Consider the following 12,142-nt stretch of genomic DNA (forward strand, 5'->3'; position numbering starts at 1 on the left):
CACCTGGCCGAGCCCCGACCCCTCGAGCACCTGGAACATGGGGCGTCCGGCGGTGCCGCCGGGTTCGCCGTCGTCGGAGAAGCCGATGGCGGTCTGCTCGCCGGGCGGGCCGGCGATGAAGGCGCTGCAGTGGTGGCTGGCGCCGGGGTGGGTGCGCCGCGCCTCGGCCAGCAGCGCCTCGAAGGCGGTGCTGGCCGGCGCATGGCAGAGCCAGGTGATGAAGCGGCTCTTCTCCACCTCCAGTTCGCTCTCCTGCCAGCGTCCGGCAGGGACGTCGGGGACGGCATAGCGCATCAGGCGGCCAGCTCCGCCTGGCGCACCACGCCCATCACCAGGCCGATCACCTGGATGTCATCGTTGCGCAGGTAGATGGGCGCCATGCGCTCGTTGGCCGGCTGCAAGCGCACGCCGGACTTCTCGATATAGAGCTTCTTCAGGGTGACCTCCTGGTCGTTGATCATCACCACGGCGGTCTCGCCGTTCTCGGCGCTCTCGCGACGCTCGATGATGATCACATCCCCGTCGAAGATGTTGCAATCGACCATGGAGTCGCCCCTCACCCGCAGGGCATAGGTATTGCGGCGCACCATCCGCGTGGGCACCTGGATGCTGCCGGCCTCGGGGCAGGCCTCGATGGGCATGCCCGCCGAGACGCGACCGAGCAGCGGGATCTCGGTCAGGTCGTCCGCCTCGATGGCTGCCCAGGACCGGGCCAGCGGGAGGTTGGGGCGGCGTTCCAGGTATTGCGGTGTGACGTTGGGCATGCGATCTCTCCCCTGTCGTCGAAACTGTTGATACATACAGTGTTTCACGAGCATAGCAGGGGGCCTGGATCTGGCAAGGGTTGGCGGTCCACGCAAGGCTTGATCCAGGGCAAGTGCGACCGGCTGACGCAGACGGCTTGACTGGTAGCCAGGGCCCTTTCCGTGTAGAGTTCCGGGCGAAATTACCCATGCCGGGAGAGTGCCTTGAGCCTGCGTCTGCAAGCCCGAAAGCTGGCCTGTGAGCGGGACGATCGCTGGCTGTTCCGGGACCTTGACCTGGACATCCATGCCGGCGAGATCGTGCGCGTGGAAGGCCCCAACGGCAGCGGCAAGACCACTCTGCTGAAGATCCTTTCCGGGCAGCTGGCCGACTTCCAGGGCGAGCTCTACTGGAACGACCATCCCATGCGGCGCATGCGCCAGGACTTCCTGGCCAACCTGCTCTACCTGGGCCATGCGCCGGGGGTCAAGGCGGCGCTGACGCCGCTGGAGAACCTGGCCTGGTACCAGGCCCTGGCGGGCGAGCCCGATGACGAGGCCGCGCGCTTCAAGGCGCTCTCGGCGGTGGGGCTCGCCGGTTTCGAGGACCTGCCCGCCGGCCAGCTATCCGCCGGCCAGCAGCGCCGGGTGGCCTTGGCCCGGCTGGAGCTGATCCCGCGCCCGCTCTGGGTGCTCGACGAGCCCTTCACCGCCATCGACCGCGACGGCGTGGCGGCCCTCGAGGGGCGCCTGGCGGCCCATGCCCGGCGCGGTGGCTGCGTGCTGGTCACCACCCACCACGAGCTGGCCGACTCTCCGGCGCTGCGGCGCATCCGGCTGGGGCAGGGGGGTGACGATGCCGCACTCTGAGTCGCGCCTGGCGCAGGAGCCGGGCGACATGCCGCTGTTCCGGGAACCCGAGGGCGGCGCCGGGGTCGCAATCCGAGCGACGCTGAAGCGTGACCTGGTGCTGATGATGCGCCGGCGCAGCGAGGTGCTCAACCCGCTGGTGTTCTTCGCCCTGGTGATCACCCTGTTCCCGATCGGCATCTCGCCGGACCCGGAGCTGCTGGCGACCATCGCCCCGGGCCTGCTGTGGGTGGCGGCGCTGCTCGCGGCGCTGCTCTCCCTGGATAGCCTGTTTCGCAGCGACTACGACGACGGCTCCCTGGAGCAGCTGCTGCTCTCGCCCCAGCCGCTGCCGGCGCTGGCGCTGGCCAAGGTGGCGGTGCACTGGTTGCTCACCGGCCTGCCGCTGGCACTGATGGCACCGCTGCTGGGCATCATGCTGTCGCTGCCGGCAGGCAGCTATGCGGTGCTGGCGCTGTCGCTGGCGCTGGGCAGTGCCAGCCTGAGCCTGATCGGCGCCATCGGGGCGGCGCTGACCGTGGGGCTCTCGCGGGGCGGCGTGCTGCTCTCGCTGCTGGTGCTGCCCCTCTACATCCCGGTGCTGATCTTCGGCGCCGGGGCCGTGCAGGCGGCCATCCTCGGTAATGGCGTCTCCGCGCACCTGGCCATCCTGGGTGCGCTCCTGGCAGTGGCGCTGAGCCTCGCCCCCTGGGCGATCGCCGCGTCGCTGCGCATCAGTATCAACGGTTGAGGACGACAAACGGCATGTGGGCCTTCATACACAAGCTCGGCTCCCCCAAGTGGTTCTACGCCATCAGCGCGCGCCTGCAGCCCTGGTTCTGGGTGGCGGCGGCGGTGCTGATCCTGGTCGGCAGCACCTGGGGGCTGGCCTTCGCCCCGGCGGACTACCAGCAGGGCAACAGCTTCCGCATCATCTACGTCCACGTGCCGGCGGCCTTCCTGGCCCAGTCGATCTTCGTCAGCATGGCGGTGGCCGGCTTCATCTTCATGGTCTGGAAGATCAAGATCGCCGACATGGCGGCGGCGATGATGGCCCCGCTGGGCGCCGCCATGACCTTCGTGGCGCTGTTCTCCGGCGCGGTGTGGGGCGTGCCGACCTGGGGCACCTGGTGGATGTGGGACGCGCGCCTCACCTCGATGCTCATTCTGCTGTTCCTCTACTTCGGCGTCATCGCCCTGCGCGGCGCCTTCTCCAGCCGCGACAGCGCCTCCCGGGCCGCCTCGGTGCTGGCCATGGTCGGGGTGATCAACATTCCCATCATCAAGTACTCCGTGGACTGGTGGTACACCCTGCACCAGCCGGCTACCTTCAGCGTCACCTCGCGGCCGGCCATGCCGATGGAGATGTGGGCGCCGCTGCTGATCATGGTGCTGGGCTTCTACAGCTTCTTCATCGCGGTGACCCTGATGCGCACCCGCAGCGAGATCCTGCGTCGCGAAGCGAGCAAGCGCTGGGTGCGCGAGCTGGCCGGGGAGGTGAGCTGATGGCATTCGATTCCCTGTCGGCCTTCCTGGCCATGGGCGGCCATGGCGTCTACGTCTGGGCGGCCTGGGGCGTCACCGGCCTGCTGCTGGTGGGCGTGGTGCTCCATGCCCGCGCCGAGCGACGCGCGCTGCTGCGCGACCTGCGGCGCCGGGCGCGTCGCGCGCAGCACCACGGCGCCCCGGGCGGGGCCGCGACAACGGTTTCACATCAAGAGGGCCATGCCCGTGAGAGCTAAACGCAAGCAGAAGCTGTTCGTGATCCTGGGGCTGGTCTCGCTGGCCGCCATCGCCGTGGGCCTGACCCTCTACGCCCTGCGCAGCAACATCAACCTCTTCTTCAGCCCGGTGCAGATCGCCGCCGGGGATGCTCCCCTGGAGCGTCAGATCCGCGCCGGTGGCATGGTCAAGGAGGGCTCGGTGGATCGCGACAAGGAGAGTCTTGAGGTGAGCTTCACCGTCACCGACTATGTCGACGACCTCGAGGTGCGCTACAGCGGCATCCTCCCCGACCTGTTTCGCGAGGGGCAGGGCGTGGTGGTGGTCGGCGAGCTCCAGCAGGACGGCTGGCTGCGGGCCGACCAGGTGCTGGCGCGTCACGACGAGAACTACATGCCCCCCGAGGTGGCCCAGGCCCTGGAGGAAGCCGGCTACTCGCCGGAGGACTACCAGGCCAAGGCGGCCGAGGTGGGCAAGCGACTGGACGCCCAGGGCGACGGCGCCAGCCAGAACTGATCCGGAGTGCCCATGCAGACCCTGATGATCCCCGAAATCGGCCACTATGCCCTGATCATTGCGCTGCTGATGGCGCTGGTCCAGGGCGTGATGCCGCTCGCCGGGGCGGCCACGCGCCGCCCGCTGTGGATGGCCTACGCGCGACCCATGGCCACCGGCCAGTTCCTCTTCCTGGCCATCGCCTACGCCTGCCTGACCGCCAGCTACTTGCTGGACGACTTCAGCGTGGCCAATGTGGCCAACAACTCCAACTCGATGCTGCCCTGGTACTACAAGGCGAGCGCCGTGTGGGGCAACCACGAGGGGTCGGTGCTGCTGTGGAGCCTGATCCTGGCCGCCTGGAGCTTCGCGGTGAGCCGCTTTTCCCGGGAGCTGCCTCGCGACATGCTGGCCCGGGTGATGGGCGTCATGGGCCTGGTCAGCGTTGGCTTCCTGGCCTTCGTGCTGATCACCTCCAACCCCTTCGAGCGGCTGCTGCCCAACGTCCCCCAGGATGGCGCCGACCTCAATCCTCTGCTGCAGGACTTCGGCCTGATCGTCCACCCGCCGATGCTCTACATGGGCTACGTGGGCTTCTCGGTGGTCTTCGCCTTCGCCATCGCCGCCCTGCTGGGCGGGCGCCTGGATGCGGCCTGGACCCGCTGGGCGCGGCCCTGGACCAACATCGCCTGGGCTTTCCTCACCGTGGGTATCGCCCTGGGCAGCTGGTGGGCCTACTACGAGCTGGGCTGGGGCGGCTGGTGGTTCTGGGACCCGGTCGAGAACGCCTCGCTGCTGCCGTGGCTTGCCGGCACGGCGCTGATCCACTCCCTGGCCGTGACCGAGAAGCGCGGCGCCTTCAAGAGCTGGACGGTGCTGCTGGCGATCACCACCTTCTCGCTGTCGCTGATGGGGACCTTCCTGGTGCGTTCTGGGGTGCTCACCTCGGTACATGCCTTCGCCAACGACCCCTCCCGCGGGCTCTTCATCCTGGTGCTGCTGGGTATCACCGTTGGGCTCTCGCTGCTGCTGTTCGCGCTGCGCGCCCCGCGTGTCAGCCACCAGGTGGGCTTCAGCTGGCTCTCCCGTGACGCCCTGCTGCTGATCAACAACATCCTGCTGGTGATCATGACCGTGACGGTGCTGCTCGGCACGGTCTACCCGCTGCTGCTCGATGCCCTGAACCTGGGCAAGATCAGCGTGGGCCCGCCCTACTTCAATGCGCTCTTCGTGCCGCTGACGGTGATCCTCTGCCTGTTCATGGGGCTGGGCCCGCTGGCGCGCTGGAAGCATACCCCGGCCCGCGACCTCTTCCGGCGCAGCTGGCTCGCCGGCCTGGCGGCCCTGGTGATCGGCGTGGTCGCACCGCTGCTCTATCGCGGCGAGTGGAACCTCAAGGTGAGCCTGGGCGTCGTGATCGCCCTGTGGATCGTGCTGCCCATGGCCCGCGACCTCTGGGCCAAGTCCCGCCACTCCGCCGGTCGCCTGGCCGGCCTCAGGCGCCTCTCGCTGGCCTACTGGGGCATGATCCTCGGCCACCTGGGCATCGCGGTGACCATCATCGGCGTCACCGTGGTCTCCAACTACGCCATCGAGCGCAACGTGCGCATGGGCGTGGGCGACAGCGTCGAGGTGGTCGGTTACACCTTCACCATGACCGAGCTCGCCAACCGCCGGGGGCCGAACTACCTGGCGGACGCCGCCGAGATCGAGGTGCGCCGCGGCGACAGCCAGCGCAGCTTCACCATGACCCCCGAGAAGCGTCTCTACATCGCCCGCGGCATGCCGATGACCCAGGTCGCGCTGCGCCCCGGCCTGTTCCGTGACCTCTACGTGGCCATGGGCGAGGACCTGGAGGACGGCAGCTGGGCGATGCGCATCCAGTACAAGCCCTTCGTGCGCTGGCTGTGGCTCGGGGCGCTGCTGATGGCCGCCGGCGGGGTGCTGGCCGTGGCGGACCGGCGCTACCGGCGCACCGTGACGGCCCGCGACCCGGAGCGTGCCGTGGCTGCCGAGCCCCGGGAGGCCACCACATGAAGCGTCGCCTGCTGCTGCTGCTGCCACTGGCCGGCTTCCTGGTGCTCGGCGCCTTCCTCTACATGGGGCTGTCGATCAATCCCTTCGAGCGCGACTCGGCGCTGATGGCGAGGGAATTCCCGGCCTTCGAGCTCACCACCCTCGAGGATCCCGAGCGGGTGGTGGATGCCTCGCTGCTCGAGGGCGAGGTCACCCTGGTCAACGTCTGGGGCGAGTGGTGCCCGACCTGCAAGCAGGAGATGCCGCAGCTGCTCGACCTCGCCGAGCGCGGCGTGCGCCTGGTGGGGGTCGACTACAAGGACACTCGGGAGAAGGGGCGCGAGTTCCTCACCGAGTTCGGCAACCCCTTCGAGGTCAACATCTTCGACCCGGAGGGCAGCCTGGGCTTCGACCTGGGCGTCTACGGCGCCCCGGAGACCTTCCTGGTCGACCGCGAGGGCATCATCCGCTATCACCATACCGGCTACATCCGGCCGGAGGACGTGCGCGAGACGATACTGCCGGAGGTGGAAAGATGGCGCTGATCACCCGACTGCTGCTGTGTGCCCTGCTGCTGTGGCCCGCCCTGGGTCAGGCGGCGGTGGAGGTGCGCGAGTTCGACGACCCGGTCACCGAGCAGCGTTATCGCGACCTCACCGCGACCCTGCGCTGCCCCAAGTGCGAGAACCAGGCCATCGACGACTCCGATTCGCCCATCGCCGGCGACATGCGCGAGCGGGTCTATCTCCAGCTCCAGGATGGCCGTTCCGACAAGGAGATCCTCGACTTCATGGTCAACCGCTTCGGTGACTATGTGCTCTACAACCCGCGCCTCGAGGGGCGCACCCTGCTGCTGTGGGGGCTTCCCGCCGGCCTGGTGCTGCTGGGTGCCCTGGTGGTGGTGCTCATGGTGCGCGCCCGCCGGCGCACCTCGGCCCGCGACCTGAGCGCCGAGGAGCGGGCGCGCCTGGATGCCCTGATCAAACGCGAGAGGACCGAATGACCCTGCTATGGATCGCCCTTGCCGTCCTGCTGCTGCCGGCCCTGTGGCTGCTGGTGGCCCCCTTGCGGCGTGCCGCCGCGGTGAGCGCCGCCCAGCGCGACCATGAGGCCAACGACCGCACGACCGACCAGAACCTGGCCATCTACCGCCGCCGGCTGGCCTCCCTGGAGGCCGCCCGGGAGCGGGGCGACATCGACGAGTCGCGCTTCGAGGAGGACCGCCTGGAGCTCGAGCGCAGCCTGCTCGAGGATACCGAGCACCTGGCGCGTGCGCCGCTGAAGCCAGCCGCGTCCGGCAAGCTGGCGGTACCGCTGGTGATGGTGGCCGTGGTGCTGGCCAGCCTCGTCTGGTACCTCCAGGAGGGGGCGGAGGGCGACCTCACCCTCTACACCGTCCAGCAGCAGGTGATGAACGACCCCGAGGCCTCGCTGCCGATGCTGGTCGATCGGCTCGAAGGGCAGGCCGCCCGCCAGCCCGACAACCCCAACGTCTGGCGGGCGCTGTTCCCGCTCTACCGGGACAGCGGACGCACTGCCGAGGCCACCCGGTCCCTGGAGCGACTGGTCGAGCTCGAGGGGCGCCAGCCCTGGCTGCTGGCCGAGCTGGCCCAGATCCGCTACTTCGCCGCCGGCCGCGAGATGACCGACGAGGTCCAGGCGCTGGTCGACGAGGTGCTGGCGATGGATCCCGCCCAGCCCACGGTGCTCGGCATGCTCGGCATCGATGCCTTCGATAGCGGCGACTTCGAGACCGCCATCGACCGCTGGCGCCGGGCCATCGCCGGCATGAATGACCCCGACACCGCCGACGCCCTGCGCCAGGGCATCCGCGTCGCCCAGCAGCGCCTGGGGATCGCCCCGGAGGAGGCCGAGCAGGCCGTCGCCGAGGGGCCCGGTATCGCCGTCCGGGTTCGCCTGGCGGATGACCTCGCCGGCCGACTCGACGACGACGCCAGCGTCTTCGTGGTGGCCCGCGACCTCGAGGGGGAGCTGCCGCCGCTGGCCGTGGCCCGGGCGCGGCTGGACGAGCTTCCGCTGACCGTGGTGCTCGACGACTCCCGCTCCATGTCTCCCCAGGCGCGGATCTCCCAGGTGGATCAGGCGCGGCTGATGGTGCGTGTCTCGGAGAGCGGCCAGGCCACGCCTCAGCCCGGCGACCTGCTCGGTACCCTCGAGGGGGTGACGGTGGGGGAGACCGATGGCGAGCCCGTCGAGGTGGTGATCGACCGGGTCGTCGAGTAAGCCATGCGCCTGAAGTCGATCCGTCTGGTGGGGTTCAAGTCCTTCGTCGACCCGGTCACCGTGCCCTTCGACGGCAACATGACCGCCATCGTGGGGCCCAACGGCTGCGGCAAGTCCAACATCATCGACGCGGTGCGCTGGGTGATGGGCGAGTCCTCGGCCAAGACCCTGCGCGGCGAGTCGATGACCGACGTCATCTTCAACGGCTCCACCGGTCGCAAGCCGGTGGGGCTCGCCTCCATCGAGCTGCTCTTCGACAACCGTGACGGCGCCATGGGCGGCGCCTATGCCCAGTACGCCGAGATCGCCGTCAAGCGCCAGGTCACCCGCGACGCCCAGTCCAGCTACTTCTTCAACGGCCAGAAGTGTCGTCGCCGCGACATCGCCGACCTCTTCCTGGGCACCGGCCTGGGGCCGCGCTCCTACGCCATCATCGGCCAGGGCATGATCTCGCGGCTGATCGAGGCACGCCCCGAGGAACTGCGCGCGACCCTCGAGGAGGCCGCCGGCATCTCCAAGTACAAGGAGCGTCGCCGCGAGACCGAGAACCGCATGCGGCGCACCCAGGAGAACCTGGAGCGCCTGGAGGACATCCGCGAGGAGCTCGACAAGCAGCTCGAGCGGCTCAAGCGCCAGGCCGAGGCGGCGCGTCGCTACCAGACTCTCAAGCAGGAGGAGCATCGCCTCAAGGGCGAGCTGGCGCTGCTGCGCGGGCGCGCCCTGCGCGCCAGCCAGACCGAGGAGGAGACCCGCGTCCGCGAGCTGGAGACCGCCGTGGAGCGCGAGGTGCTGGGCATGCGCCAGGCCGAGAGCCGCCTGGAGGAGGCCCGCGCCGAGCATGATCGCCTGGCCACCGAGCTCGACGGCCGGCAGTCGCGCTTCTTCGAGACCACCACCGCCATCGCCCGCCTGGAGCAGGACCTGGAGCATACCCGCGCCCGGGACCAGCAGCTGGCCCGCGACCTCGAGGCCGCCCGGCGCGAGCTCGCCGAACTCGCTCGCCTCGGCGACGACGATGGCGAACGCCTGGCCCGCCTGGACGAGCGCCTCGAGACCCTGGGGCCTGAGCAGGAGGAGGTGGCCGAGCAGCTCGCCGAGCTGGAGGCCGCGCTGGAGGAGGCCGAGCCCCGTGCCGAGGAGGCCGACGCCGCCTGGGAGAGCTTCGGCGAGCGCTGGCAGTCGCAGAGCCGCGAGGCGGAGCGCGCCCAGGACCGGCTTCGTGACCTGGAGAGTCGGCTCGAGCAGCTGGCCGCCGACGAGCGCCGCCGTCGCCAGCAGCACGAGGAGCTGCCCGATATCGCCGGCCTGGGCGAGCAGCGCCGTGAGCTGGCCGAGCGCCATGCCGAGCTCGAGGAGCGGCTGACCGAGCTCGAGGCGCAGCGCGGCGAGCACCAGGCCGGCCGCGACGGTGCCCGGGAGCAGGTGCGGGAGGCCGAGGCGGCCCGCGAGGCCGACCGCCAGCGTCGCAGCACCCTGCAGGGCGAGCTGGCCTCGCTGGAGGCGTTGATCCAGGCGGCCCTGGCCGACCACGACGAGGCGCTGGATGCCCACCTGGCCGCGCATGGCCTGGGCCAGCAGCCGCGCCTCGGCGAGGCCCTCGAGGTCGAGCCCGGCTGGGAGGAGGCGGTCTCCTGGGTGCTGGCGCCCTGGCTGCGGGCGCGACTGGTGTCGCTGCCCGGCGCCCGCGAGGCCCTGGCCTCGCCGCCGGACGCCGAGCTCGGTCTGCTCGAGGCCGAGGCGTTGCCCGCCCCGGCCGACAGCCTGGCGGCCCGGGTGCGCGGCGCCGGCGCGGCCGGCCAGTGGCTGGCCGGCATCCGCTGCGTCGCTGACCGCGAGGCGGCCTGGGTGGCCCGCGAGGGCCTGGCGGCCGGCGAGAGCCTGATTACCCCCGACGGCCTCTGGCTGGGACCTGGCTGGGTGCGCCATCGCGGCGCCGGCAACGGCCCGGATGCCCTGCTGGTCAGCCGGCGCCGCGAGGCGGAGGTGCGCGAGGCGCTGGCCGAGGTGGAGGCCCGCCTCGCCGACCAGGACCGCCACCTCGAGGCGGCCGCGGCCCGGGTCGAGCAGGCCGAGGCGAACCTCGAGCAGGCACGACTCCAGGAGCGCGAGCTCGAGCAGCAGCGCCAGCAGCTGGCGGTGCAGGAGAGCGGGCTGGCCAGCCGGCTCGAGCACCTGGAGGGGCGCGCCGCCGAGCTCGCCGAGGAGCTCGAGGGCATGGCCGAGTCCCGCGAGGAGGCGCTGCTGGCCCTGGAGGAGTCACGCGAGCAGTGGCAGGCGGCGATGGCGCGGCTGGAGGAGGGGGCCGAGACCCGCGAGCGGCTCGAGCGGGAGCGCCGCGAGGCCCGAGAGACGCTGGCCGCGCTGCGGGCACGGCAGCGTCCCCTGGCCGAGCAGGCGCAGCGCCTGGCCCTGGAGCAGGAGCGCACCGCCACCGAACGCACCGGGCTTGCCGAGCAGCTGGGCCGCGCCGGCGAGTCGCGGGAGCGCCTGGAGTTGCGCTGCGCCGAGCTCGAGGAGGCACGCGAGGGGCTCCATGAGCCCGACGAGGAGCGTCGCGAGCGGCTCGACGAGCTGCTGGAGCGCCGCGAGCGCGAGGAGCGGGTGCTCAACGAGACCCGTGCCCGGGCCGCCGAGCTGGTCGAGCGGCTGCGCGAGGACGAACAGGCCCGACAGGGCCACGAGCGCAGCCTCGAGGGCATCCGCGAGCGCCTCCAGGAGTCGCGCATGCAGGTCCAGGCGCTCTCCCTCAAGGCCGAGGCCCAGGACGAGCAGCTCGCCGAGCTGAACCACGACGCCGCGAGCCTGTCCGAATCCCTTGACCCCAACGCCACCGAGTCCGCCTGGCAGTCCCGGCTGGAGGAGGTCGGCGAGCGCGTCCGCCGGCTGGGGGCCATCAACCTGGCGGCCATCGATGAGTACGACCAGCAGGCCGAGCGGCGCGACTACCTGGAGGCCCAGCATGCCGAGCTCTCCGAGGCACTGGAGACCCTGGACCGGGCCATCCGGCGTATCGACCAGGAAACCCGGACGCGATTCCGCGACACCTTCGAGCGAGTCAATGCCGGCCTGCAGGCACTTTTCCCGCGGGTATTCGGCGGGGGAACCGCGTGGTTGACCCTGACCGGCGAGGATTTGCTGGAAACCGGGGTGGCCATCATGGCGCGTCCCCCCGGCAAGAAGAACAGCACCATTCATCTTCTGTCCGGTGGGGAAAAGGCCCTCACCGCCCTGTCGATGGTATTTGCCATCTTCCAGCTCAATCCGGCGCCCTTCTGCATGCTCGACGAGGTGGATGCCCCGCTGGATGATGCCAATGTGGGACGCTACGCCAAGCTGGTGAAGGAGATGTCCGACACCGTCCAGTTCATCTACATCACGCACAACAAGATCGCCATGGAGGCATCGGAACGCTTGATGGGGGTGACCATGCAGGAGCCCGGGGTGTCACGCCTGGTGTCGGTCGGCGTCGAGGAGGCCGCGGCCCTGGCCGAGGCCTGATGGGCTTGAACGTGAACGGCAAACGGGTTAACAAGGAAGACAATGTATACTGCAATGCACGGAAGCACGGGGAACCTGAAGGGCGATTGCGAAGGGCCCGGTCGGGTTGCGGCAGGAAAATGCCGAGCTTGACAAATAAAAAAGTGGCCCTTTTTTTGGCAATCGCGCTATGCTGTTGACGGACAACCATCAGGCATGGCGCCTTAGCAAAAGGCATGACGACCCATGGAACTAAGAGAGTGGCTGATCATACTAGGGCTGGCGCTGGTGACCCTCATCGTCATCGATGGTGTGCGTCGCCTGCAGCGTCAGCGTCGTGTTCCACGTCTCGACCAGGTCTCGGACCGTGACGAGCGTGGCCCCACGGGGAGCGACGAGGACCCTGAAGCCGCGGCCCGCGAGGCCGAAATCAACTGGGAGCTGCCCAACGGAGGGGCGCGGGTCGTCAGGCCGGCGGACGACCGGGGGGTACAATCCAAGCCCAAGCTGCAGCGCCAGGAGCACCCCGGCCCCTCGCGGGTGCTGGCGGAGTTCCGGCGGTATGCCGACGGCCCCGAGGCATCGGGCCCCCGGCC

The 12,142-nt window shown here is 70.1% G+C and carries 12 protein-coding genes and 1 pseudogene; 11 read left to right on the forward strand and 2 right to left on the reverse strand.

The window, feature by feature from the left end:
• Together SCI24_RS18505 and lexA are read right to left on the reverse strand one after the other, a co-directional pair.
• Positions 1–294 (reverse strand): YigZ family protein (locus SCI24_RS18505; RefSeq protein WP_318726780.1); only part of this gene is annotated, 294 nt, incomplete at its 3' end.
• Complete coding sequence (lexA, locus tag SCI24_RS18510; protein ID WP_133635713.1) at positions 294–764, reverse strand: transcriptional repressor LexA; 471 nt, start codon at positions 762–764, stop codon at positions 294–296. The genes SCI24_RS18505 and lexA, both read right to left, overlap by 1 nt.
• Before the next feature lie 204 nt (positions 765–968).
• Here lexA and ccmA point away from each other — a divergent pair, with 204 nt between their 5' ends.
• The 11 genes and pseudogenes from ccmA to SCI24_RS18565 all read left to right on the forward strand — a co-directional run.
• On the forward strand, positions 969–1,613 hold the full coding sequence (gene ccmA, locus SCI24_RS18515) for a cytochrome c biogenesis heme-transporting ATPase CcmA (RefSeq protein ID WP_318726781.1): 645 nt from the start codon (positions 969–971) through the stop codon (positions 1,611–1,613).
• A gap of 28 nt (positions 1,614–1,641) precedes the next feature.
• Positions 1,642–2,343, forward strand: coding sequence for a heme exporter protein CcmB (gene ccmB / locus SCI24_RS18520; protein WP_318726788.1), 702 nt, complete (start codon positions 1,642–1,644; stop codon positions 2,341–2,343).
• A gap of 14 nt (positions 2,344–2,357) precedes the next feature.
• Positions 2,358–3,098, forward strand: a complete 741-nt coding sequence (locus SCI24_RS18525; protein WP_318726782.1) for a heme ABC transporter permease — start codon at positions 2,358–2,360, stop codon at positions 3,096–3,098.
• The gene (ccmD, locus tag SCI24_RS18530) at positions 3,098–3,334 is read left to right on the forward strand and encodes a heme exporter protein CcmD (protein WP_318726783.1); all 237 of its coding nucleotides are present in this window, start codon (positions 3,098–3,100) and stop codon (positions 3,332–3,334) included. The genes SCI24_RS18525 and ccmD overlap by 1 nt, the downstream gene beginning before the upstream one ends.
• A complete protein-coding gene (gene ccmE, locus SCI24_RS18535) occupies positions 3,324–3,830 on the forward strand; it encodes a cytochrome c maturation protein CcmE (protein WP_318726784.1) in 507 nt (168 codons plus the stop codon). Before ccmD ends, ccmE begins: the two co-directional genes overlap by 11 nt.
• A 24-nt stretch (positions 3,831–3,854) precedes the next feature.
• Entirely contained in the window at positions 3,855–5,846 is a 1,992-nt protein-coding gene (locus tag SCI24_RS18540) for a heme lyase CcmF/NrfE family subunit (protein ID WP_412930186.1), read from the forward strand.
• Complete coding sequence (locus SCI24_RS18545) at positions 5,843–6,370, forward strand: DsbE family thiol:disulfide interchange protein (RefSeq protein WP_133635719.1); 528 nt, start codon at positions 5,843–5,845, stop codon at positions 6,368–6,370. Before SCI24_RS18540 ends, SCI24_RS18545 begins: the two co-directional genes overlap by 4 nt.
• Complete coding sequence (locus SCI24_RS18550; protein WP_133635720.1) at positions 6,361–6,828, forward strand: cytochrome c-type biogenesis protein; 468 nt, start codon at positions 6,361–6,363, stop codon at positions 6,826–6,828. The genes SCI24_RS18545 and SCI24_RS18550 overlap by 10 nt, the downstream gene beginning before the upstream one ends.
• On the forward strand, positions 6,825–8,069 hold the full coding sequence (gene ccmI / locus SCI24_RS18555) for a c-type cytochrome biogenesis protein CcmI (RefSeq protein ID WP_318726786.1): 1,245 nt from the start codon (positions 6,825–6,827) through the stop codon (positions 8,067–8,069). The genes SCI24_RS18550 and ccmI overlap by 4 nt, the downstream gene beginning before the upstream one ends.
• A 3-nt stretch (positions 8,070–8,072) precedes the next feature.
• A complete protein-coding gene (gene smc / locus SCI24_RS18560) occupies positions 8,073–11,567 on the forward strand; it encodes a chromosome segregation protein SMC (protein WP_318726787.1) in 3,495 nt (1,164 codons plus the stop codon).
• A gap of 225 nt (positions 11,568–11,792) precedes the next feature.
• Positions 11,793–12,142, forward strand: a pseudogene (locus tag SCI24_RS18565) (cell division protein ZipA); the annotation flags it as partial.

Origin of the sequence: Halomonas sp. (genome assembly GCF_033549285.1) — a bacterium.
Classification (GTDB): domain Bacteria; phylum Pseudomonadota; class Gammaproteobacteria; order Pseudomonadales; family Halomonadaceae; genus Halomonas.

Bases quoted from the DNA above. Each gene is read 5' to 3' on its own strand.
- SCI24_RS18545 (WP_133635719.1), top strand. From the start codon at position 5,843: ATGAAGCGTCGCCTGCTGCTGCTGCTGCCACTGGCCGGCTTCCTGGTG.
- SCI24_RS18550 (WP_133635720.1), top strand. From the start codon at position 6,361: ATGGCGCTGATCACCCGACTGCTGCTGTGTGCCCTGCTGCTGTGGCCC.
- SCI24_RS18525 (WP_318726782.1), top strand. From the start codon at position 2,358: ATGTGGGCCTTCATACACAAGCTCGGCTCCCCCAAGTGGTTCTACGCC.
- smc (WP_318726787.1), top strand. From the start codon at position 8,073: ATGCGCCTGAAGTCGATCCGTCTGGTGGGGTTCAAGTCCTTCGTCGAC.
- ccmB (WP_318726788.1), top strand. From the start codon at position 1,642: ATGCCGCTGTTCCGGGAACCCGAGGGCGGCGCCGGGGTCGCAATCCGA.
- ccmD (WP_318726783.1), top strand. From the start codon at position 3,098: ATGGCATTCGATTCCCTGTCGGCCTTCCTGGCCATGGGCGGCCATGGC.
- lexA (WP_133635713.1), bottom strand. From the start codon at position 764: ATGCCCAACGTCACACCGCAATACCTGGAACGCCGCCCCAACCTCCCG.
- ccmI (WP_318726786.1), top strand. From the start codon at position 6,825: ATGACCCTGCTATGGATCGCCCTTGCCGTCCTGCTGCTGCCGGCCCTG.
- SCI24_RS18540 (WP_412930186.1), top strand. From the start codon at position 3,855: ATGATCCCCGAAATCGGCCACTATGCCCTGATCATTGCGCTGCTGATG.